The organism is Thauera sp. 63 (assembly GCF_000310165.2).
Lineage (GTDB): Bacteria > Pseudomonadota > Gammaproteobacteria > Burkholderiales > Rhodocyclaceae > Thauera > Thauera humireducens.
This window is the reverse complement of record NZ_AMXC01000014.1, coordinates 1-22,285: the sequence shown is the minus strand read 5'-3', so window position 1 is coordinate 22,285 and position 22,285 is coordinate 1. Positions and strand designations below refer to the sequence as shown.

At 65.9% G+C, this 22,285-nt stretch carries 15 protein-coding genes; 8 read left to right on the top strand and 7 right to left on the bottom strand.

Going from position 1 to position 22,285, the window contains the following annotated elements; all coding sequences use genetic code 11:
* Nucleotides 1-237 precede the first annotated feature (237 nt).
* The 4 genes from C664_RS12690 to dnaE all read left to right on the top strand — a co-directional run bounded on the left by C664_RS12690 (nt 238) and on the right by dnaE (nt 8,480).
* On the top strand, nt 238-2,526 hold the full coding sequence (locus C664_RS12690; RefSeq protein ID WP_004260922.1) for an NADP-dependent malic enzyme: 2,289 nt from the start codon (nt 238-240) through the stop codon (nt 2,524-2,526).
* Between the two features lie 77 nt (nt 2,527-2,603).
* Nucleotides 2,604-3,809, top strand: a complete 1,206-nt coding sequence (locus tag C664_RS12685; RefSeq protein ID WP_038011739.1) for a phospholipase A — start codon at nt 2,604-2,606, stop codon at nt 3,807-3,809.
* Nucleotides 3,810-3,855: 46 nt separating this feature from the next.
* Nucleotides 3,856-4,830: a quinone oxidoreductase family protein gene (locus C664_RS12680; protein WP_004260918.1), complete on the top strand. Its 975-nt coding sequence runs from the start codon at nt 3,856-3,858 to the stop codon at nt 4,828-4,830.
* A 134-nt stretch (nt 4,831-4,964) separates the two neighbouring features.
* Nucleotides 4,965-8,480: a DNA polymerase III subunit alpha gene (gene dnaE, locus C664_RS12675; RefSeq protein WP_004260916.1), complete on the top strand. Its 3,516-nt coding sequence runs from the start codon at nt 4,965-4,967 to the stop codon at nt 8,478-8,480.
* Nucleotides 8,481-8,496: 16 nt separating this feature from the next.
* On the opposite strand, the gene C664_RS12670 is transcribed toward dnaE, so the two are convergent.
* The 5 genes from C664_RS12670 to C664_RS12650 all read right to left on the bottom strand — a co-directional run bounded on the left by C664_RS12670 (nt 8,497) and on the right by C664_RS12650 (nt 14,546).
* Nucleotides 8,497-9,417 (bottom strand): mechanosensitive ion channel family protein, encoded by a 921-nt coding sequence (locus C664_RS12670; protein WP_004260914.1) that lies wholly within the window; start codon nt 9,415-9,417, stop codon nt 8,497-8,499.
* A gap of 111 nt (nt 9,418-9,528) precedes the next feature.
* Nucleotides 9,529-9,828: an acylphosphatase gene (locus tag C664_RS12665; protein WP_004260913.1), complete on the bottom strand. Its 300-nt coding sequence runs from the start codon at nt 9,826-9,828 to the stop codon at nt 9,529-9,531.
* Nucleotides 9,821-11,512, bottom strand: a complete 1,692-nt coding sequence (locus tag C664_RS12660) for a SulP family inorganic anion transporter (RefSeq protein ID WP_004260911.1) — start codon at nt 11,510-11,512, stop codon at nt 9,821-9,823. The genes C664_RS12665 and C664_RS12660 overlap by 8 nt, the downstream gene beginning before the upstream one ends.
* A 162-nt stretch (nt 11,513-11,674) precedes the next feature.
* Nucleotides 11,675-13,843 (bottom strand): methionine--tRNA ligase, encoded by a 2,169-nt coding sequence (gene metG / locus C664_RS12655; RefSeq protein ID WP_004260908.1) that lies wholly within the window; start codon nt 13,841-13,843, stop codon nt 11,675-11,677.
* A 109-nt stretch (nt 13,844-13,952) separates the two neighbouring features.
* Nucleotides 13,953-14,546, bottom strand: a complete 594-nt coding sequence (locus tag C664_RS12650; protein WP_004260905.1) for an OmpA family protein — start codon at nt 14,544-14,546, stop codon at nt 13,953-13,955.
* Nucleotides 14,547-14,765: 219 nt separating this feature from the next.
* Here C664_RS12650 and apbC point away from each other — a divergent pair, with 219 nt between their 5' ends.
* The 3 genes from apbC to C664_RS12635 all read left to right on the top strand — a co-directional run bounded on the left by apbC (nt 14,766) and on the right by C664_RS12635 (nt 18,981).
* Nucleotides 14,766-15,857 carry an iron-sulfur cluster carrier protein ApbC gene (gene apbC, locus C664_RS12645; protein ID WP_004260902.1) on the top strand — a complete coding sequence of 364 codons (1,092 nt, stop codon included), beginning with the start codon at nt 14,766-14,768 and terminating at the stop codon, nt 15,855-15,857.
* Nucleotides 15,858-16,022: 165 nt separating this feature from the next.
* Nucleotides 16,023-16,589, top strand: coding sequence for a dCTP deaminase (dcd, locus tag C664_RS12640; RefSeq protein ID WP_004260893.1), 567 nt, complete (start codon nt 16,023-16,025; stop codon nt 16,587-16,589).
* Nucleotides 16,590-16,737: 148 nt separating this feature from the next.
* Complete coding sequence (locus C664_RS12635; RefSeq protein ID WP_004260892.1) at nt 16,738-18,981, top strand: arginine/lysine/ornithine decarboxylase; 2,244 nt, start codon at nt 16,738-16,740, stop codon at nt 18,979-18,981.
* A gap of 73 nt (nt 18,982-19,054) precedes the next feature.
* Here C664_RS12635 and C664_RS12630 read toward each other — a convergent pair whose 3' ends face one another.
* A complete protein-coding gene (locus tag C664_RS12630) occupies nt 19,055-19,552 on the bottom strand; it encodes a dihydrofolate reductase (protein WP_004260889.1) in 498 nt (165 codons plus the stop codon).
* Nucleotides 19,549-20,343 (bottom strand): thymidylate synthase, encoded by a 795-nt coding sequence (locus C664_RS12625; RefSeq protein WP_004260886.1) that lies wholly within the window; start codon nt 20,341-20,343, stop codon nt 19,549-19,551. Before C664_RS12625 ends, C664_RS12630 begins: the two co-directional genes overlap by 4 nt.
* A 261-nt stretch (nt 20,344-20,604) precedes the next feature.
* On the opposite strand from C664_RS12625, the gene C664_RS12620 reads away from it, so the two are divergent.
* Nucleotides 20,605-21,933: a hypothetical protein gene (locus C664_RS12620; RefSeq protein ID WP_004260883.1), complete on the top strand. Its 1,329-nt coding sequence runs from the start codon at nt 20,605-20,607 to the stop codon at nt 21,931-21,933.
* The last annotated feature ends 352 nt before the right edge of the window (nt 21,934-22,285 follow it).

The window sequence follows — 22,285 nt, the reverse complement described above, 5'->3', positions numbered from 1 at the left end:
GCTGCAGCCGGCCGTCATCGCACGTGCCAAAGCAGGGTGGCTGCGCTAAACTTCCGCGACGTCAATCGAGGGTAAACCCGATGCCCGCAGCGGACCGAGGCGTGGCGTACAGACCGACAACAACAAACGTCCGCAACGATCGAATCGCGCCCGCACGTCCCGGGTGGTGCGCGGCAGGTGGGCTTGGCGCCCATTTCAATCAATAAGACACACCTCATTTGCACGAGGGGAGAACACATGGATCAGGATTTCATCGCCGCAGCGCTCGACTATCACCGGTCGCCGACGCGGGGCAAGATCTCGGTCGTTCCCACCAAGGGGCTGACCAACCAGCGCGATCTCGCGCTTGCCTACTCACCGGGCGTGGCCGCTGCGTGCGATGCCATCGTCGCCGATCCGGCCGAAGCCTTCGAGCTCACCAGCCGCGGCAATCTCGTCGCGGTGGTGACCAACGGTACGGCGGTGCTGGGCCTGGGCAACATCGGGCCGCTGGCGTCCAAGCCGGTGATGGAAGGCAAGGGCTGCCTGTTCAAGAAGTTCGCCAACATCGACGTGTTCGACATCGAGCTGGCCGAGAACGACCCGGACAAGCTGATCGAGATCATCGCCGCGCTGGAACCCACGCTGGGCGGCATCAACCTCGAGGACATCAAGGCGCCCGAATGCTTCTACATCGAGCAGAAGCTGCGCGAGCGCATGAAGATTCCGGTCTTCCACGATGACCAGCACGGCACGGCCATCATCTCGGCCGCCGGCCTGATCAATGGCCTGAAGGTCGTGGGCAAGGACATCGACAAGGTCAGGCTGGTGTGCTCGGGCGCAGGCGCCGCGGCCATCGCCTGCCTCGACCTGATGGTCAGCGTCGGCATGAAGCGCGAGAACATCACCGTCTGCGACTCCAAGGGCGTCATCTACGAAGGCCGCGAGGCCAACATGGAGCCGACCAAGGCCCGTTACGCGCAGAAGACCGCGGCGCGCACGCTGGGTGAGGTCATCGAGGGGGCCGACGTCTTCCTCGGCCTGTCGACGGCCGGCGTGCTGAAGCCCGAGATGGTCGCGAAGATGGCCGACAAGCCGCTGATCTTCGCGCTTGCCAACCCGAACCCCGAGATCCTGCCGGCCGACGCCAAGGCGGTTCGCCCGGACTGCGTGATCGCGACCGGCCGCTCCGACTTCCCGAACCAGGTCAACAACGTCCTGTGCTTCCCCTTCATCTTCCGCGGCGCGCTGGATGTGGGTGCGACCACGATCAACGAGGAGATGAAGCTCGCCTGCGTCAAGGCGATTGCCGAGCTGGCCGAGGCGGAGGCGAGCGACATCGTCGCCAGCGCCTATGGTGGCCAGGAGCTGAGCTTTGGCCCCGAGTACATCATCCCCAAGCCCTTCGATCCGCGCCTGATCGTCAAGATCGCGCCCGCGGTGGCGAAGGCGGCGATGGACTCCGGCGTGGCGACCAAGCCGATCGAGGACTTCGACGCCTACGTGTCCAGCCTCAACGCCTTCGTCTACCAGTCCGGCATCGTCATGAAGCCGGTGTTCTCCGCCGCAAAGGCGGTGCCGGACGAGCACAAGCGCGTGATCTACGCCGAGGGCGAGGACGAGCGCGTGCTGCATGCGGTGCGCGTGGTGCTGGACGAGGGCGTTGCCCGTCCGATCCTGATCGGCCGTCCCGAAGTCATCGAGATGCGGATCAAGAAGATCGGCCTGAACCTGAAGCCGGGCCGCGATTTCGAGGTCGTCAATCCCGAGTCCGATCCGCGTTACCGCGAGCTGTGGACCGAGTACTACAAGCTGATGGGCCGCGACGGCGTCACGCCCGACCTCGCCAAGGCCAGGATCCGTCGTGACACGACGCTGATCGGCGTCATGCTGCTGCGCCGTGGCGACGCGGACGCGCTGGTGTGCGGCACCTTCGGCACCTACGAGTACCACCTCAAGCAGGTCGCCGACGTGATCGGCCTCGCGCCCGGCGCCAAGCAGTTCGCCGCGATGAACCTGCTGATGCTGACCAAGCGGATGCTGGCCGTGACCGACACCTATGTGAACGAGAACCCGAGCGCGGAGGAAGTCGCCGAGATCGCGCGCATGGCGGCCGAGGAACTGCGTCGCTTTGGCATCGAGCCCAACGTCGCGCTGTTGTCGCACTCCAGCTTCGGCAGCTCCAACTCGGCTTCGGCGCGCAAGATGCGTCGTGCCTGCGAGATCCTCCACGAAACCGCGCCCGACCTGAACGTGGATGGCGAGATGCACGGCGACGCCGCGCTGTCCGAGGAGATCCGCGACAATTTGCATCCCGATTCGCGCCTCAAGGGCGAGGCCAACCTGCTGGTGATGCCGAACCTCGACGCCGCCAACATCTCCTTCAACCTGATGAAGATGGCCAACGGCGACGGCGTGTCGATCGGTCCCATCCTGCTCGGGGCGGCCAAGCCGGTTCACATCCTGACCCCGTCGGCGACCGTGCGCCGTCTGGTCAACATCACCGCGCTGGCGGTGGTGGATGCGCAGGAGGCACGGGCGCGCTGAGCGCTGCCGGCGTGCCGCCCGCCGCGGGCGGCCGCCGACACGAATCCTCACCAACCCGGGAACGGGCAGCCCTTATCATGGCTGCCCGTTTTCCATTGCTTGTCGAGAAAATGCACATTTCGTCGATCTGCCGTCGCGCGCTCGTCCTGACCGGGCTGCTGGCATCCATGCCGGCCATGGCCTCCGCCTGGCTGCTGGCCTCACCGGAACCCCGGGTGGTGCCGGGCAGCAGCTTCAGCGTGGTGGTGATCGGCCTGCCGGGGGGCGCCGATCTGCCCGAGCGACTGCCGGCCCAGATCGAGTTGCCCGATGGCGGGCCGCGGATTGCGCTCGAACTGGTCGCGGCTGCGCCGACCGACGAGCGCGCCCAGCAGCGGCGCTATGTCGGACGCTGGCCGGAGGAGGTGCTCGGCTTTGCGACGCTGTCGCTGGTGGATGCAGCGTCCGCCCGAATCGTGCTCGATGCGGGTGCGGCAAGTCGTACGCCGTTGCAGACCGCGCAGTCGGGTACGGTGGCGTCGCGCGGCTATGTGATACCGGCGGCAGCGGCCTCGGGCCCGGCGGTCGAGGCCTCGGCGCTGGGTTTCCACGAGCCGATGTATTTCCTCGTCGGGGGCGAGGATCCGGTCTCTGCCCGCTTCCAGTTCAGCTTCCGCTACCGCCTGTTCGACGACCACGGCGTGGTGGGCGAGCATTTCCCGGTGGCGCGCGGGCTGTACTTCGGTTTCACACAGACTTCGCTGTGGGACCTGCAGTCCGACTCCAAGCCCTTCCGCGATTCCAGCTTCCGCCCCTCGCTGTTCTACCGCTGGCGGCTGTCCGATCCCGAGCGCGGCGGCTTCGTCGCCCTGTCGGGCGGCTACGAGCATGAGTCGAACGGCAAGGACGACGAATCATCGCGCAGCATCGACACGCTGTTCCTGAAGGCGGAAGGTCGCTACTACCTCGAGGACGGCGTCACCTACTTCGGTATCGAGCCCAAGGTCTGGAGCTATCTCGACCGCGCGGACAATCCGGACATCGCGCGCTACCGCGGCTATGCGGAACTCGGCCTGCGGCTCGGGCGTGAGGACGGGCTGATGCTGACCTCCTTGCTGCGCCGGGGAACGGCCGGCAAGATGCGTCGCCAGTTCGATCTTTCCTATCCCCTGCGCCGCAGCGTTTTCTCGGGCGTCGGCGCCTTCGCCCACCTGCAGTACCTGAGCGGCTACGGCGAGACCCTGCTCGATTACAACGAGAAGAGCGACGGCCAGTGGCGCATCGGCTTCTCGCTGGTGCGCTGAGACGGCGAGACGCCGATCCGACCCCAACCGAATCAAGGAGACAGAGATGATCCATGCAATCCGCTTCCACCGCACGGGTGGCCCCGAAGTGCTGCAGTGGGAGGCCGTCGAGCTGCCGGCACCGGCCGCTGGCGAGGTCCGCGTGCGTCACCATGCGGTGGGTCTGAACTTCATCGACACCTATCACCGCAGCGGGCTGTATCCGCTGCCGCTGCCTTCAGGGCTCGGCATGGAAGGCGCCGGGGTGGTCGAGGCGGTGGGCGAGGGCGTGACCGAACTGCAGGTCGGCGACCGCGTCGCCTATACCAGCGGGCCGCTCGGGGCCTACGCCGAGGCGCGCAACATCGAGGCGCGTCACCTCGTACGCCTGCCGGAGGCGATCACCTTCGAGCAGGGCGCGGCGATGATGCTCCAGGGGGTCACGGCCCATTACCTGCTGCACAGCACCTACCCGGTGCAGGCGGGCGAGACCATCCTGGTCCATGCCGCGGCCGGCGGGGTCGGCTCGATCCTGGTGCAGTGGGCGAAGCTGCTCGGCGCCACCGTCATCGGCACCGTTGGCAACGACGACAAGGCCGTGCAGGCGAAGGCGCTGGGCTGCGACCACGTGATCGTCTATTCGCGCGAGCGCTTTCCGGAGCGGGTGCGCGAGCTGACGGCGGGCAAGGGCGTGGCGGCGGTGTACGACTCGGTCGGCCGCGATACCTTCCTCGATTCCGTGTCCTGCCTGCAGCGGCGCGGCATGATGGTGAGCTTCGGCAATGCGACCGGCCCGGTGGCGCCGTTCGATTGTGCGCTGCTGGCGCGCTCGGGGTCTGTCTACGTGACCCGTCCTGGCTTGCTGGACTACATCGCCACGCGTGAAGAACTGACGCAACGCTGCACCGACCTGTTCGAGGTCGTCGGCTCGGGCCGGGTGCGCATCGCGATCAACCAGCGCTACGCATTGAAGGATGCAGCGCAGGCGCACCGCGACCTCGAAGGGCGCAGGACCACAGGCTCGACCATCCTGCTGCCCTGAGTCTCCGTCGCCGGGCGACTCGCGCCGCGCTGGTGATCCGGCCGGCGCGATCGCACGGCCGCCGAGCGGTGGCATGACCGTGCCTGCCGCCGTCGCGCCGGTGAAGATGGGCGAGCTCGGGTAAAATTCGGCGCATGATTGCCGACCCGAATTCTTCCTCCCTTACGCCGCATCAGCCGCGCTTCGTCCATCTTCGCCTTCACTCCGAGTTCTCGATCACCGACGGCATCGTCCAGATCGACCAAGCCGTTGCGGCCGCTGCCGATGATGGCATGCCGGCGCTCGGCATCTCCGACCTCGCCAACCTTTTTGGCATGGTCAAGTTCTACAAGACCGCCCGCGGCAAGGGCGTCAAGCCGGTCGTCGGTGTCGATGCCTGGATCCAGAACGAAGCCGAGCGCGACAAGCCCCACCGCGTCCTGCTGATCTGCAAGAACCGCGTGGGCTATGGCCAGCTATGCGAACTGCTGACACGCGCCTATCTCGACAACAAGTACCGCGGCCGTGCCGAGATGCGGCGCGAGTGGTTTGAGAACGGCGCCGCCAGTGAGCTCTTGTGCCTGTCGGGCGCGATGCACGGCGACATCGGCGTGGCGATTGCCGCGGGCAATCGCGAGCTGGCAGCACAACTCGCGGCCGACTGGTCGCGGCTGTTTCCCGATGCGTTCTACCTCGAGATCCAGCGCGCAGGCCATCCGGGTACCGAGGCGTACATCCGTCACGCGCTCGATATCGCCGGCGAACTGGGGATTCCGGTGGTGGCGACCCACCCCGTGCAATTCCTCAAGCGCGAGGACTTCCGGGCGCACGAGGCGCGGGTGTGCATCGCCCAGGGCTATGTGCTGGCCGACAAGCGCCGGCCGCGCGACTTCACCGAGGAGCAGTACCTCAAGAGCCAGGCAGAGATGTGCGAGCTGTTCGCCGACATCCCCGAGGCGCTCGAGAACGCGGTCGAGATCGCCCGCCGTTGCTCGCTGACGGTGCAGTTGGGCAAGAACTTCCTGCCGCTGTTTCCGACGCCGGAAGGCATGACGCTGGACGACTTCCTGGTGCAGGAGGCCAAGGCCGGCCTCGAGAAACGTCTCGTACAACTCTATCCCCAACCCGAGGAGCGCGAGAAGCAACGTCCTCGCTACGAGGAACGGCTCAAGTTCGAGACCGACACCATCATCCAGATGGGCTTCCCCGGCTACTTCCTGATCGTTGCCGACTTCATCCGCTGGGGCAAGAAGAACGGCGTGCCGGTTGGTCCGGGCCGCGGCTCGGGCGCCGGCTCGCTGGTGGCCTATTCGCTCGACATCACCGACCTCGACCCGCTGGAGTACGCGCTGCTGTTCGAGCGCTTCCTGAACCCGGAGCGGGTGTCGATGCCCGACTTCGACATCGACTTCTGCCAGGACAACCGTTACCGCGTCATCGAGTACGTGCGCGAGCGTTACGGCAAGGAGGCGGTGAGCCAGATCGCCACCTTCGGCACGCTGGCCTCCAAGGCCGTGGTGCGCGACGTCGGCCGGGTGCTCGACATGCCCTATGGCCTGTGCGACCGCCTGTCCAAGCTGATCCCGATCGAAGGGGCCAAGCCCGTCTCGCTGAACAAGGCCTACGAGATGGAGCCGCAGATCGGCGAGATGATGAAGGACGGCAACGACGGCGAGGCCGTCCAGACCCTGTGGGGCTTGGCGCAGCCGCTCGAGGGCCTGACCCGCGGCGTCGGCATGCACGCCGGCGGCGTGCTGATCGCGCCGGGCAAGCTCACCGACTTCTGCCCGCTGTACATCGCCGATGGCGACGACGCCACGCCGGTGTCGCAGTTCGACAAGGACGACGTGGAAGCCGTCGGCCTGGTGAAGTTCGACTTCCTCGGCCTGCGCAACCTCACCATCATCGAGCTGGCGCTGGAATACATCGCGCGCATGACCGGCAGCCGGCCCGACCTGATGAGCCTGGGCTTCGAAGACCCGGCCGCCTACCAGATCCTGAAGGACGCCAACACCACGGCGATCTTCCAGGTCGAATCGGACGGCATGAAGAAGCTGCTCAAGAAGCTCGCCCCGGACCGCTTCGAGGACATCATCGCGGTGCTCGCGCTCTACCGGCCGGGCCCGCTGGGTTCGGGCATGGTGGACGACTTCATCCTGCGCAAGAAGGGCCAGCAGGAGATCGACTACTTCCACCCCGACCTGAAAGCCTGCCTGGAGCCGACCTACGGCGTCATCGTGTATCAGGAACAGGTGATGCAGATCTCCCAGATCATCGGGGGCTACACCCTGGGCGGCGCCGACATGCTGCGGCGCGCGATGGGCAAGAAGAAGCCCGAGGAGATGGCCAAGCACCGCGCCACCATCGCCGAGGGCGCCAAGCAGAAGGGCTACGATCCGGCGCTGGCCGAGCAGCTCTTCGATCTGATGACCAAGTTCGCGGAGTACGGCTTCAACAAGTCGCACACCGCCGCCTACGCGGTCGTCACCTACCACACCGCCTGGCTCAAGGCCCATCACTGCGCGGCCTTCATGGCGGCGACGATGTCGTCCGACCTGGACAACACCGATACCGTCAAGATCTTCTACGAGGACACGGTCGCCAACGGCATCGCGGTGCTGCCGCCGGACGTGAATGAATCGGACTACCGCTTCGTGCCGGTGGACCGCAAGACGATCCGCTACGGCCTGGGCGCGGTGAAGGGGGTGGGCGAGCCGGCGGTGCGGGCGATCCTGGCGGCACGCGAGAAGGCGGGGGCCTTCCGCGATCTGTTCGAGTTCTGCGAGCGCGTCGACCGGCGCATGGTTAACCGCCGCGTCATCGAGGCGCTGATCCGCGCTGGCGCGATGGACACGCTGTCCGGCCACCAGGGCTTGGACCGCGCCCAGCTGATGGCCACCGTTGCGCTGGCGATGGAGGCGGCCGAGCAGGCTGCAGCGAATGCGATGCAGGGCGGGCTGTTCGACCTGATGCCGGACGCTGCGGGCGCAGCGCCTGCATTCGCGAAGATCCGGCCGTGGACCGAGCGCGAGCGGCTGAAGGAAGAGAAGCTCGCGATCGGCTTCTTCCTGTCGGGCCATCCTTTCAACAGCTTCAAGGGCGAGGTGCGCCGCTTCGTACGCCGCACGCTGGCGCAGATCGAGCCCTCGCGCGACATCACCATGCTGGCAGGCGTGGTCATGGAGACGCGGACCAAGATGGGTAACCGCGGCAAGATGGCCTTCGTGCTGCTCGATGACGGCACCCAGCCGCGTGAGGTGATGGTCTATTCCGAAGTGCTGGACGCCAACCGCGGCAAGATCGTCACCGACGAAGTGCTGGTGGTCGAGGCCAAGGTCAGCAACGACGAGTTCTCGGGGGGCTTGCGCATCATCGCCGACCGCCTGCTGACGCTGGGCGAGGCGCGGAGCCGTTTTGCGCGCGCGCTGCAGCTGCGCATCAATGGCGAGGTCGGGGCGGGCGGAGGCGCGGCTGCGACAGCCGGCAAGCTGCAGACCTTGCTCGAGCCTTTCCGTGAAGGTGGCTGCCCGATCCGGGTGACGTATCGCAACGCCGCGGCCGAGGCCGACCTGCCCTTCGGCGACGGATGGCGCGTGCGGCTGGACGACGCCTTGCTGGAAAGCCTGCGCGAATGGTTGCCGCCCGAGTCGGTGGAGGTGATCTACCCCTGAAGCTGCAGGCGCAGCGTCAGGGGCGCGTTTCGATCCGGTCGGCGTTGCACACGGGGCACGCGGGCGGCACCTGCATGAGCGGCGTGCCCCGGGCGCGCAGCGCCGCATCGACCAGGCTGAAGACCTCGTTGCGGCAGACCGGCTCGCGGTCGTGCTGCGGCACCCAGTATTTCACTTGGTAGGTGACGCCCTGCGGGCCGTAATTCACCACCTGTACCTCGGGTGTCTTTTCGCCGACGATGTTCTCGGCCTGCTGCAGGGCCTCGAGGATCAGCGCCTTGGCGTCGGCCACCGCCAGGGTCACCGGCAGGGTGAGTTCGGCATGGTCGCGGTACTCCTTGCGTGGCGCGCTGAAATTGGTGATGCGCTGGCGCGAGATCTGGCTGTTGGGCAGGATCACATAGGTGCTGTCGCGGGTGACCAGTCGTGTCGTCCGCCAGCCGATCTCCTGTACCCGGCCCTGGGCCAGGGTCTCGATCCGCACCCAGTCGCCCATGCGGAACGGCGCCTCGATCCCGAGGGCGATGCCCGACAGCGTGTCCGCGACCACGTTGCGGATGGCAAAGCCGAGCACCGCCAGCACCAGGCCCGAGCCGGTGAGAATGCCCGACAGGTCCTGGCGGAACAGCAATGACAGGGAGACCAGCAGCGCCAGCGCGTACAGGAACACCCTGAGCAGATCGAGCAGCACCTTGGGCACCGGCCTGTGCCCCTTGCGGCGTTGCGAAAGCCGCGCAGCCGCCAGCGAATGCATGAGATGGGCGCCGGTGAACGTCGCCAGGGCGATGGCCGCGTTGCGCACTGCGTCGGACCATCCCTCCAGGGCAAGGCCCGGCGGCAGCAAGCCCAGCAGCGGCTCCGCGAACACGGCCGTCAGTACCAGCAGGACGAAACCGGTTGCGTTGCGCAGCCAGGGCGCAGACTCGGGAACCTTCATGACGCCCCTTTCGATGAAGTGAAAGGCGATTGAATGCCTTTTGTTTTCAGAGGCTTGGCATTATAGCAGGACGCCGGGCGGGCGGCGTGGGCGCTCCGGCGTCAGGGGCGCTCAGCACGTGGGCCGTTGTTCGAAGCCTTCGGTCGGTTCCTCGTCGGCCGTACTGATCTCGATGCGCAGCACCTGGGCCTTCGGCGGGCCGATCTGCGCCCAATCGATGAATGCGTCGATCGCGGCTTGCAGGCCGATGACCAAGGCTTCCACGCTGCCGTCGTGACGGTTGCGCACCCACCCGCGCAGGCCCAGCCGATGGGCTTCGGCCTGCGCGCTGGCGCGATACCACACCCCTTGCACCCGCCCCTGGATGCTCAGGTGGCGGGCGACGATCTCGATGTCCTCGTCTTCAGGCATAGGCGATCTCCGGGTTCTGGCCGCTGAGCCACTGGGCGCGCAGCAGCGCGTCGGTGATGTTGGCGGTGACGTTCTCGTCACCGAGGCGCTCCATGAAGCCGGAACGGAACACCAGCGAGCCGGGCTGCGAGTTCAGACCGCACAGGATGAGGTGCGCGCCGCGTTTCTGCAGGTTGCGGTGCAGGGTCTGCAGGATGTCGAGGCCGGTGGTGTCGAGGCTGATGACCTTGTCCAGGTCGAGGATCACCACGTCCGGGTGGCCGTCCTGCATCAGCAGCAGGTTCTCCAGCTTGTTGGCAGCGCCGAAGAACAGGCTGCCGAACAGCTTGTAGGCGAGGATGCGGGGGGTGCCGTCCTCACGGCTCATCGCCTCGGTGCCGTAATGTTCCTCCAGCGGCACACGCTCGATGCGGGTCAGGTCCGACATGCGGTAAATGAAGAACAGGCTCGCCAGCACCATGCCCAGTTCCACCGCGAGCGTCAGGTCGAACACCACGGTGACGAAGAAGGTGCCAAGCAGGATCGTGCGGTAGTTCAGCGAGTAGCGCGCCAGTTCGCTGGGCGCGAAGGCATGCCACTCGCCCATGTTGATCGCGACGATGACGACGATGGCCGACAGCGTGGCGAGCGGGATGGCGCTGGCCAGCGGCGCCAGCGCGAGGACGATGGCCAGCAGCACGCCGGCGTGCAGGATGCCGGCGACCGGCGTGTGGCCCCCGCTGCGGATGTTGGTCGCGGTGCGGGCGATGGCGCCGGTGGCGGCGAAGCCGCCGAACAGCGGTGCGGCGACGTTGGCAATGCCTTGCGCCATGAGTTCCTGGTTGGGGTCGTGGCGGTCGTCGATCTGGCTGTCGGCGACGCGGGCCGACAACAGCGACTCGATCGCCCCCAGCAGCGCGATGGTGATGGCGGGCGTGACCAGCTTGCCCAGCGTGCCGAGGCTGAGTTCCGGCAGGCCGATGCTGGGCAGTTCCTGCGGGATGCCGCCGAAGCGGCTGCCGATGGTATCCACCGGAAGCGCGAACAGGGCATTGAGCGCCGTCATGATGATCAGCACCGCCAGCGGGCCGGGCAGGCGCGCCATCCAGGGCACCTTCCTGGCCTGCCGGTTCCAGGCCAGCAGCACGGCGAGCGACGCGAGGGCAACGGCAACGGTCGGCAGGTCGATCGTCGGCAACGCGGCCCACAGCGCGTCCATCTTGGCGAAGAACTCGCCGGGCAGGTTGTCGATCTCGAGGCCGAGGAAGTCCTTGATCTGCGAGATGAAGATGACGACCGCGATGCCGTTGGTGAAGCCGATGACGACCGACAGCGGGATGAAGCGGATCATGTTGCCCAGCCGCAGCGCACCCATCGCGAACAGCAGCACGCCGGACATCATCGTTGCGATCAGCAGGTTCTGCACGCCGTGGTCGGCGACGATGGCGTAGATGATCGGGATGAAGGCGCCGGTCGGGCCGCCGATCTGCACGCGCGAGCCGCCCAGCAGCGAGATGAGCAGCCCGGCGACGATGGCGGTCCAGATGCCGGCGGTGGGGGACATGCCCGAGGCGATGGCGAAGGCCATTGCCAGCGGTAGCGCGAGCACGCCGACGGTGATGCCGGCGGACAGGTCCTGCGTGAATCCGGCCCGGCCGTAGCCGGGCAGGGTGTCTAGGAGTTTGGGTCGGAACTGGATCTTCATGCTGTCTCCGCTTCGAATCGGGATGCGTTTCGTGCGGCCGCCCGGCTGGGCGGCATCAGGGAGACAGCCGCCCTCGACCTGCGCGATGCAGGATGATCCAGCGTTTCGAGGGCGTCAGCGGCATGGCCTCAGGGTTCCAGTGCCCGCGTGTGATTCAGCATGTCACTTCACCCGCATGCCCGGTTCGGCGCCCGCATCCGGCGACAGAATGTAGAGGCCACCGGTCTTGCCTTCCGGGTCGGAGGCGGCCAGCACCATGCCTTCGCTCATGCCGAACTTCATCTTGCGTGGCGCGAGGTTGGCAACCATCACCGTCGTGCGTCCGATCAGCGTTGCCGGGTCGTAGGCCGACTTGATGCCGGCGAACACCTGGCGCGGCTTGGCGTTGCCGGCCTCGTCGGTCTCGCCGATGTCGAGTTGCAGGCGGATCAGCTTGTCGGCACCTTCGACGTGCTCCGCGTTGACGATGCGGGCGATGCGCAGGTCGACCTTGGTGAAGTCGTCGATCGAGATGTGGGGCGACGCCGTCTCGGCCGCCTGCGCGGTGTGCTGCTGCTTCTCGGCGTGGCGCTGCTGGGAGGAGGCCGCCTTGGCGTCCTTCGTCGGGGCAGCGGCCGGCGCGAGCGATTCGCGGTTGGCCTCGAGCAGGGCGTCGATCTGCTTGCGCTCGACGCGGGTCATCAGGTGGCTGTAGGCCTGGATGTCGTGGCCGGCGGGCAGCGCTGCCCATTCACCCTGCCAGTCCATTGCGGGGATGGCGAGGAAGGCCTCGACCTGCGCGGCCAGCGCCGGCAGCACCGGCTTGAGATAGCGGGTGAGGTCGCGGAACATCGTCAGCGCGGTGCTGCACACGGCATGCAGGTGGGCCTCCTGGCCTTCCTGCTTGGCGAGTTCCCACGGCTTGTGGTCGTTGACGTACTGATTGGCGACGTCGGCCAGCCGCATGATCTCGCGCAGTGCGCGGCTGTAGTCGCGCTCGTCATAGGCGGCGGCGATGCGGCCTTCGGTCCAGGCCGCGGCGAACTCGGCACAGGCGGCGGCATCGACCGCGCCCAGCTTGCCGTCGAAGCGCTTGCCGATGAAGCCGGCGCAGCGGCTGGCGATGTTCACGAACTTGCCGACGAGGTCGGAGTTCACCTTGGCGATCATGTCGTCGAGGTTGAGGTCGACGTCTTCCATGGTGCCGTTGGATTTGCCCGCGAAGTAGTAGCGCAGCCACTCGGGGTTGAGCTTCTGCGCGATGTAGGAGTGCGCGGTGATGAAGGTGCCGCGGCTCTTGCTCATCTTGGCGCCGTCCACGGTGAGGAAGCCGTTGACGCACAGTTGGCTCGGCGTGTTGTAGCCGGCGAACTTCAGCATCGCCGGCCAGAACAGGGCGTGGAAATAGAGGATGTCCTTGCCGATGAAGTGCACCATCTCGGTGCCGGCTGCGGCGGCGCGGGCGGCGTCGGTGTAGTCCTCGACGGCAATCGCCTCGCCGGCGGCGGCGCGCTTCTCTGCGAGGTTGCGGAAACTGGCGAGGTAGCCGATCGGCGCGTCAAGCCAGACGTAGAAGTACTTGCCCGGCGCGCCCGGGATCTCGAAGCCGAAGTAGGGTGCGTCGCGCGAGATGTCCCAGTCCGAGAGCTTGTTCTCGCCTTCCTCGCCCAGCCACTCCTTCATCTTGTTGGCCGCTTCCGCCTGCAGGCGGCGTTCGCCAGCGGCGTTGGTGCCGTGCGTCCATTCGCGCAGGAAGGCGACCGCGCGCTCGTCCGACAGGCGGAAGAAGTAGTGCTCCGAGGTCTTCAGCACCGGTTTGGCGCCGGACACCGCGGAGTAGGGGTTCTTGAGCTCGGTGGGGGCGTAGGCGGCGCCGCAGGCCTCGCAGTTGTCGCCGTACTGGTCGGCTGCGCCGCACTTGGGGCACTCGCCCTTGATGAAGCGGTCGGGGAGGAACATCTCCTTGACCGGATCGTAGTACTGCTCGATCGAGCGTGTGTCGATGAGCCCGCCGCTCTTCAGCTTGCCGTAGATGTCCTCGGCGTAGAAGCGGTTCTCGGCGCTGTGCGTGGAGTGGTAATTGTCGAAGGCGACGCCGAAGGCGGTGAAGTCACGCAGGTGTTCGCCATGTACGCGGTTGATGAGCTGCTCGGGCGTCAGGCCTTCCTTCTCGGCGCGCAGCATGACCGGCGTGCCGTGGGTGTCGTCCGCACAGACGTAGTGCACCGAATGGCCTCGCATGCGCTGGTAGCGGACCCAGATGTCGGCCTGGATGTAGCCCACCAGGTGGCCGAGGTGGATGTCGCCATTGGCGTAGGGCAGGGCGTTGGTGACGAGAATCTTGCGGGGCATGGTCTGTTCGGCGCGAATCAAAGGATGCAAGTTTAACAAAGCGCAGGCAGGGCCGCCCCGCCGCTTGCGGGCATGCCCACTTCGGCCAGGGCACGCCATGCGGCATCAGTCAGGGCGTTGCACGCAGCAGCAGTTCGACGCGCCGGTTGCGCGCGCGCCCCTCTTCGGTGGCGTTGCCGGTGAGCGGGTCCGCCTCGCCACGGCCGTCGGCGGTGAGGCGCTCGGGCGCCACGCCACGCGTGGCCAGGTAGGCGACGACCGCTTCGGCGCGGTCGATCGACAGGCGCAGATTGATCATCTCGCTGCCCTGGCTGTCGGTGTGGCCGACGACCTTGATCGCGACGCCCGCCTCGCTGGCCAGGGAGGGCGCGATCGTGTCGAGTGCAGAGGCAAGCGAGGGGCGGATCACGGTGCTGCCGGAGGCGAAGCCGTCGGCCACCGGGATCTCGATCTTGAGGCCCTGCGCGTCGCCCGCGCCGACGGTGACGCCGGGAGCGTTGCGCGTTGCCTCGTTGAGCGTCTGGCGCAGGCGCGTCCAGTCGGGGGTGGGCGCAGGCTCGCGCACCAGGGCGTGGCGGTGGATCGGGTCGTCGGCTGCAGGAAGGACAGCCGAGGCGTCGGGCGTGCCCGGCGTGGCGCAGGCGGACATCAGCACTGCCGCGACGACGGGGGCAAGGAGCGACAGGTGGGGACGAAGGTTCATTGCAGCAGTTGATTCGTTGACGCGCGGCCAGGGTCCGCGCGGGCGGGTTCGGTCGGGGCGGTGAATGACCCGCAGGGCGTTGGCGCCCGCCGCTCGCGGCGCGGGTGGTCAGGGTTCGGGAAACCCTGATGGTAGCGCGGATGAGCGATCGCACGGGCTCCGGTATGATTCCGCAGTCTTCACCCCGCTGCGGGTGCTCCGATTATCGAGGAAAACGCGATGAGTCTTGACCAGCAAACCGTAACCGATGCGCTCAAGCAGGTGAACGACCCCAACACCGGCAAGGATTTTGTCTCCACCCGCTGCATCCGCAACCTGGCGGTGGATGGCGGCAATGTCGCCTTCGAGGTCGAGCTCGGCTATCCGGCGAAGAGCCAGCACGAGCCGATCCGGGCGCAGCTGGCGAATGCGCTGGCGGGGTTGCCGGGCATCGGCCGGGTGGACATCAAGGTCAACAGCAAGGTTGTGGCCCATGCGGTGCAGCAAGGCGTGAAGCTGCTGCCGGGCGTGCGCAACATCATCGCGGTGGCTTCGGGCAAGGGCGGTGTGGGCAAGAGCACGACCGCGGTCAACCTCGCGCTGGCGCTGGCGGCCGAAGGCGCGCGCGTCGGCATCCTGGACGCCGACATCTATGGCCCCTCGCAGCCGCAGATGCTGGGCATCGGCGACCAGCGGCCGATGTCGGACGACGGCAAGACCATGATTCCGCTCGAGGCCTACGGCATCCAGGCGATGTCGATCGGCTTCCTGATCGAGCAGGACACGCCGATGGTGTGGCGCGGCCCGATGGCGACGCAGGCGCTCAACCAGATGCTGAAGGACACGGCCTGGAACGACCTCGACTACCTCCTCATCGACATGCCGCCGGGCACCGGCGACATCCAGCTGACGCTGTCGCAGAGTGTGCCGGTGACCGGCGCGGTGATCGTCACCACGCCGCAGGACATCGCCCTGCTGGACGCGCGCAAGGGCCTGAAGATGTTCGAGAAGGTCGGAGTACCCATCCTCGGCGTGGTCGAGAACATGAGCATCCACATCTGTTCTAAGTGCGGTCATGAAGAACACATTTTCGGCCAGGGCGGCGGCGAGAAGATGTGCGCGGACTACAACATCCCCTTCCTCGGTGCGCTGCCGCTGGACATCCAGATCCGCTCCGAGGCCGACAGCGGCGCACCCACGGTGGTCGCCGATCCGGACGGGCGCATCGCCGGGATCTACAAGCAGATCGCGCGCAAGGTGGCCGTGCGCATCGCCGAGAAGTCGAAGGACATGACGCACAAGTTCCCCAACATCGTCATCAAGAACAGCTGACCGGGCAGGTTGCTTTCCGCCCTGCAGCAAGAGCGCCGCGCCGGGGATATTGCGCTGCCGCACGATTTGTGCCGCAGAGTCTTTCCCCGCCGCGGCGCTTGTCCTACACTACGCGGCTTTTCCGACCGTCCGCCGGTCGCAACGCAACCGCTGGAACCCGCGCCCATGTCCATCAAGTCCGACAAGTGGATCCGCCGCATGGCCCAAGAGGCCGACATGATCGAGCCCTTCGCGCCGGAACTGGTGCGCAGCAACGACAGCGGCCGCATCGTCTCGTACGGCACCTCGAGCTATGGCTACGACGTGCGCGTGGCGAACGAATTCAAGATCTTCACCAACATCAACTCCACCATCGTCGACCCCAAGGACTTCGATGCGCGCAACTTCGTCGATTTCACCGGCGACGTCTGCATCATTCCGCCGAACTCCTTCGCGCTGGCGCGCACGGTCGAGTACTTCCGCATCCCGCGCAGTGTGCTCACGGTGTGCCTGGGCAAGAGCACCTATGCGCGCTGCGGCATCATCGTGAACGTCACGCCGCTCGAGCCCGAGTGGGAAGGTCACGTGACGCTGGAGTTTTCCAACACCACGCCGCTGCCGGCCAAGATCTACGCCAACGAAGGGGTGGCGCAGATGCTGTTCTTCGAATCGGACGAGGTGTGCGAGACGTCCTACAAGGACCGCGGTGGCAAGTACCTCGGTCAGACCGGCGTCACGCTGCCGAAGATCTGATCGCCAACGCTCAGCAATTGGAATATGGGGCCGCCTGACGGCCCCTTGTGCTTTTCTCGATTCAATTTCAGTAACGCCCGGGCAATGATCCGGGGGTTACACTTCCGTTTTTTTCCGTCCCGCAAGGACCCCGCTGGAGACGACCAGGATGAGATTTCACTTCCCCATCATCATCATCGACGAGGATTTCCGTTCGGAGAACACCTCGGGGCTGGGGATTCGCGCGCTCGCCAAGGCGATCGAGGACGAGGGCATGGAGGTGCTGGGGGTTACCAGCTACGGCGACCTCACCTCGTTCGCGCAGCAGCAGAGCCGCGGCTCGACCTTCATCCTGTCGATCGACGACGAGGAGTTTTCCTCGCCCGAGGCTTCGGCCAAGGCCATTGCCGATCTGCGCGCCTTCGTCGTCGAGATCCGCTTCCGCAACGCCGACATTCCTATCTTCCTGCACGGCGAGACGCGCACCACGCGCCACATCCCCAACGACGTGCTGCGCGAGATGCACGGTTTCATCCACATGTTCGAGGACACGCCGGAGTTCATCGCGCGCTACGTCGTGCGCGAGGCGAAGAACTACCTGGATTCGCTGGCGCCGCCCTTCTTCCGCGCGCTGGTGCACTACGCCGCCGACAGCTCGTATTCCTGGCACTGCCCGGGGCACTCCGGCGGTGTCGCCTTCCTGAAGAGCCCGGTGGGGCAGATGTTCCACCAGTTCTTCGGCGAGAACATGCTGCGGGCCGACGTGTGCAATGCGGTGGATGAGCTCGGCCAACTGCTCGACCATACCGGCCCGGTCGCCGCCTCGGAGCGCAACGCGGCGCGGATCTTCAACTGCGATCATCTGTACTTCGTCACCAACGGCACCTCGACCTCGAACAAGATGGTGTGGCACACCACGGTAGCGCCCGGCGACATCGTCGTCGTCGACCGCAACTGCCACAAGTCCATCCTCCACTCGATCATCATGACCGGTGCGGTGCCGGTGTTCCTGACGCCGACGCGCAACCACTACGGCATCATCGGTCCGATCCCGCTGGAAGAGTTCTCGATGGAGAACATCCAGAAGAAGATCGAGGCCAATCCCTTCGCGCGCGAGGCCAAGAACAAGAAGCCGCGCATCCTGACGATCACCCAGTCGACCTACGACGGCGTGGTGTACAACGTCGAGACCATCAAGGAGATGCTCGACGGCCAGATCGACACGCTGCACTTCGACGAGGCCTGGCTGCCGCATGCCGCCTTCCACGACTTCTACGGCGACTACCACGCGATCGGCGCCGACCGGCCGCGCTGCCGCGAGTCGATGGTGTTCTCGACGCAATCCACGCACAAGCTGCTGGCGGGCCTGAGCCAGGCCTCGCAGATCCTGGTGCAGGATTCGCAGACGCGCAAACTCGACCGCGACATCTTCAACGAGGCCTACCTGATGCACACGTCCACCTCGCCGCAGTACGCGATCATCGCGTCCTGCGACGTCGCGGCGGCGATGATGGAGGCGCCGGGCGGGCCCGCGCTGGTGAACGAGTCGCTGTCGGAAGCGGTCGAGTTCCGCCGCGCCATGCGCAAGGTCGATGCCGACTTTGGCGACGAAGAGTGGTGGTTCCAGGTCTGGGGGCCAGAGTTCCTCGCCGAGGAAGGCATCGGCAGTCGCGAGGACTGGACGCTGAAGGCAGGCGAGCGTTGGCACGGCTTTGGCAACCTCGCCGAGGGTTTCAACATCCTCGACCCGATCAAGGCCACGATCATCACTCCGGGCCTGAACATGGACGGCGACTTCGCCGAACATACCGGCATCCCGGCAGCGATCGTCACCAAGTACCTGGCGGAACACGGCATCATCGTCGAGAAGACCGGCCTGTACTCCTTCTTCATCATGTTCACGATCGGCATCACCAAGGGCCGCTGGAACACGATGGTGACCGAGCTGCAGCAGTTCAAGGACGACTACGACCGCAACCAGCCGCTGTGGCGCGTGATGCCGGAGTTCATCGCCAAGCACCCCCGCTACGAGCGCGTCGGCCTGAAGGACCTGTGCAATCAGATCCACAGCTTCTACAAGGACCACGACGTCGCGCGACTGACGACCGAGATGTACCTGTCGGACATGGTGCCGGCGATGAAGCCTGCGGACGCCTTCGCCAAGATGGCGCACCGCGAGATCGAGCGCGTGGTGCTGGATGAACTCGAAGGCCGTGTCACCGCGATGCTGGTCACGCCTTACCCGCCGGGCATTCCGTTGTTGATCCCGGGCGAGCGTTTCAACGCGACGATCGTGCGTTACCTGAAGTTCGCGCGCGATTTCAACGCGCGCTTCCCCGGCTTCGAGACCGACATTCATGGTTTGGTCAAGGGCGAGGACGGGCGCTACCACGTGGACTGCGTCAGGGACTGAGTCGCGCTCATCCTGTGATGCCGAAAAGACAAGGGCCGCTGAAGCGGCCCTTGTCGTTCTTGCGGCAGGTGGATCAGCGGCGGCGGTACTCGACGAAGTCGAAGTCGAACTCGTTGTCCGCGTCCGCTGTGCGTGCATCGCGCCGCTCCTCGATGAAGTCCGAGCGGTCGAACAGAGGGAAGTGTGCGTCGCCCGGCACGTCGGCCCAGACTTCCGTTAGCTCGAGGCGATCGATGCGCGGGAACAGCGTGGCATAGAGCTGTGCGCCGCCGATCACGAACAGGCGTTCGGCTCCCGCGGCCGCGGCAATTGCCGCCTCCGGGTCGGTGAAGACCTCCGCCCCTTCCGGCTGGTAGGTCGCATCGCGGGTGACGACCAGATTGCGCCTTCCGGGCAGGGGGCGGCCCAGGGATTCCCATGTCCTGCGGCCCATCAGGATCGGATGCCCCATGGTCAGTGTGCGGAAATGCTGCAGGTCGGCCTTCAGGCGCCAGGGCAGGCCGTTGTCGCGGCCGATCACGCCATTGCGGGCGACTGCAGCGACGATCACGAGTTCGGGAAGGGTGCTCATACCGCCACCGGTGCCTTGATGTGGGGATGCGGGTCGTAGCCTTCGAGGCTGAAATCCTCGAAGCGGAAGCCGAAGATGTCCTTCACTGCCGGATTCATCTTCAGCGTCGGCAGTGCGCGCGGCTCGCGCGACAACTGCTCGCGGGTCTGCTCGAGGTGGTTCAGGTAGAGGTGGCAGTCGCCTCCCGTCCACACGAAATCGCCCGGTTCGAGCTCGCACACCTGCGCCACCATGTGCGTCAGCAGCGCATAGGATGCGATGTTGAACGGCACGCCGAGGAAGATGTCCGCACTACGCTGGTACAGCTGGCAGGACAGGCGTCCGTTGGCGACGTAGAACTGGAACAGGGCATGACAGGGCGGCAGTGCCATCCTATCCACTTCACCCGGGTTCCACGCCGAAACGATATGGCGGCGCGAGTCCGGGTTGCGTTTGATGCCTTCGACCAGCTTGGTGATCTGGTCGACCGTCGTGCCGTCCGCGGTTTCCCAGCGCCGCCACTGTTTTCCGTACACCGGACCGAGTTCGCCTTTCTCGTCTGCCCACTCATCCCAGATCGAGACCCCGTTGTCCTTCAGGTAGCGGATGTTCGTGTCGCCCTGAAGGAACCACAGGAGCTCGTGGATGATCGACCGCGTGTGCAGCTTCTTCGTGGTCAGAAGCGGGAAGCCGTCCTGCAGCCGAAAGCGCATCTGCCAGCCAAAGACGGACAAGGTGCCGGTTCCCGTCCGGTCGGTCTTGCGGTCACCGTGTTCGAGCACGTGACGCATGAGTTCAAGATACTGTCGCATCGTTGCAGGGTATGGACTGATGAGGTCGCAATGTTACACCGTCGGACGAATCGATTCGGCCGCGGCAAGGCCCTGTGTCTCGCTCTGCCGTGGCGCGCATCGACGGACCGTGGGTGCGGGGTGCAGGGAATAGCGTGTCTGCATATGCGCTGTGCTAGGCTTCGAGGCGGCTTCAGCGGCTGCCGTCGGTCGGGGCGACTGCCCCCGGCTTCTTCGGACCGGCTGGCCGTCAATTACCCTATCCTGCCTGGATGAACTCCGATGAACGCTAAGTTGCCTTTGGCATCTTGCGCCTCCAGCGAGGCCGATGACAGTGTGGCTGCCGCGCTCCGTGAACTCGCCGATCGCCTGTCAGTTGGCCTCTCCACCGTGGACCGCGATCCTGCGGTCGCGCTCGAGGGCGTCCTGCGCGCCGAGGATGAATTGCGTACGCTTATTGCAGGGGGCGGGCGTATCAAGGAGCTGAAGGGGGTTCGCTTGGCCACCCGGGCCCTGGCCGACGCTTACTGGAGTCTGTTCGTGCAGGCAGGGCATGCAGTCTCACGCTTGAGTGTCGCTGCGGCCTGCGCCGAAGCGCTGAAGTGGAATGCCCTGGGAGGCATGGCGCCGGATCCAATGCTGTGGGAGCGGCTGGGCAGTTTGTTGCGTCCCGAACTTGAGGCCGGGCTCTCGCTCATCGCCGGGGATCTCGAGTCCGTCGCCAAGCATTACTTGCGAGCGGTGTCTTATCACGCTGCCGCGCTCGATCAGATTGACCGGAGTCTGCTGGTTACGGCTTGCCATCTGCTCGAGATGAGCCTTCCTTTCTTGGCGATGTCGCGGCGGGCGCCGCCCGCGCCTCACTACCTTGCCTTTCCCGAACTGGGTATGCCCCCGCGGCGTTGCCTCGTCGCGCCGCCGGAGGCTGCGTTCCATCTTTCGACGAAAGCGGCCGGAGAGTGGCTGCAAGGTCTGGCAGGCCGCCTGACCGAGGGGCTGAGCCCGGCGGCACTCGATCGGGGGCATCCACGCGAGTACCTTGCGGTTACGCAGCATCTGTTATGTCACTGGTCGGACGAGCCACCGGTGCGGAGAGCCAAGCGTCACCCGATGGCTGGCCGTGTGATTGTGGGGCGCGGTGTGGAGGAGTGCAGGCGACTGATTGCCGGTGAGGTCGATGCATCGGCGTCACGCTGGTCCGTTCTGGATGCCAGCCGTACGAGCATGGGTCTCGTCAGCGAGAGCGATTCGGCGATCGACTGCACATCCATCGGAGAACTGGTAGGCGTCCGGTTCGAAGATGCGGATCTGGTGCACCTCGGGCTGGTGCGACGCCTGCGCGTCGAGTCGGGCGGCGTCCGGTGCGGCCTGCAACTCGTGTCCCGCGCTGCGCGTACTGCGACGGTCGAGGACGGGCGCGCTCCGGCTGAGGTTCTGCTTTGCGGCCCCCTAGCCCGTGGCGAGGCAGCGAGACTGATTGCGCCCTCTGCCAGCGTGCTCCGTGACGATGCACTCTTCCTTCGGGCTGCGGCTGCCGTGTACAAGCTCCGCCCTCTCGAATCGTCGTGGGTCGGTCCGGGGTTTGCAATGAGGGTCTATCAACTGGGCTGACAGCTGCTCTGCAGGGCTGATCGATCCATAGATTTCTTTATTGTGAATTGATGTTGACGATGTTGTTTGTGTGTCTATAATGCGCACCTCTTTCAGCGCTGACGCGGTTTCTTCTGAAGCGGCGGCGGGGCTGGAGGGGCGAGGCGAGCGGTTCGCCGGGGCTTTGGGTTGTTCGATGATTCGGGCGACGCGGTTAAAAAAGTTTCGGTGGATGCTTGACAGGTTGTGTGAAGTTGAACATAATCTCGCTTCTTCGCTGCCGGGTGGTAGCGGTTCTTTAAAAAATTGAACAACCGATAAGTGTGGGTGCTTGGTTGTTGTGGTCGGCAGCTTAGGCTGCTTGGTTTCGCAA

Bases quoted from the DNA above. Each gene is read 5' to 3' on its own strand.
- C664_RS12690 (WP_004260922.1), top strand. From the start codon at position 238: ATGGATCAGGATTTCATCGCCGCAGCGCTCGACTATCACCGGTCGCCG.
- C664_RS12685 (WP_038011739.1), top strand. From the start codon at position 2,604: ATGGCTGCCCGTTTTCCATTGCTTGTCGAGAAAATGCACATTTCGTCG.
- C664_RS12680 (WP_004260918.1), top strand. From the start codon at position 3,856: ATGATCCATGCAATCCGCTTCCACCGCACGGGTGGCCCCGAAGTGCTG.
- dnaE (WP_004260916.1), top strand. From the start codon at position 4,965: ATGATTGCCGACCCGAATTCTTCCTCCCTTACGCCGCATCAGCCGCGC.
- C664_RS12670 (WP_004260914.1), bottom strand. From the start codon at position 9,417: ATGAAGGTTCCCGAGTCTGCGCCCTGGCTGCGCAACGCAACCGGTTTC.
- C664_RS12665 (WP_004260913.1), bottom strand. From the start codon at position 9,828: ATGCCTGAAGACGAGGACATCGAGATCGTCGCCCGCCACCTGAGCATC.
- C664_RS12660 (WP_004260911.1), bottom strand. From the start codon at position 11,512: ATGAAGATCCAGTTCCGACCCAAACTCCTAGACACCCTGCCCGGCTAC.
- metG (WP_004260908.1), bottom strand. From the start codon at position 13,843: ATGCCCCGCAAGATTCTCGTCACCAACGCCCTGCCCTACGCCAATGGC.
- C664_RS12650 (WP_004260905.1), bottom strand. From the start codon at position 14,546: ATGAACCTTCGTCCCCACCTGTCGCTCCTTGCCCCCGTCGTCGCGGCA.
- apbC (WP_004260902.1), top strand. From the start codon at position 14,766: ATGAGTCTTGACCAGCAAACCGTAACCGATGCGCTCAAGCAGGTGAAC.
- dcd (WP_004260893.1), top strand. From the start codon at position 16,023: ATGTCCATCAAGTCCGACAAGTGGATCCGCCGCATGGCCCAAGAGGCC.
- C664_RS12635 (WP_004260892.1), top strand. From the start codon at position 16,738: ATGAGATTTCACTTCCCCATCATCATCATCGACGAGGATTTCCGTTCG.
- C664_RS12630 (WP_004260889.1), bottom strand. From the start codon at position 19,552: ATGAGCACCCTTCCCGAACTCGTGATCGTCGCTGCAGTCGCCCGCAAT.
- C664_RS12625 (WP_004260886.1), bottom strand. From the start codon at position 20,343: ATGCGACAGTATCTTGAACTCATGCGTCACGTGCTCGAACACGGTGAC.
- C664_RS12620 (WP_004260883.1), top strand. From the start codon at position 20,605: ATGAACGCTAAGTTGCCTTTGGCATCTTGCGCCTCCAGCGAGGCCGAT.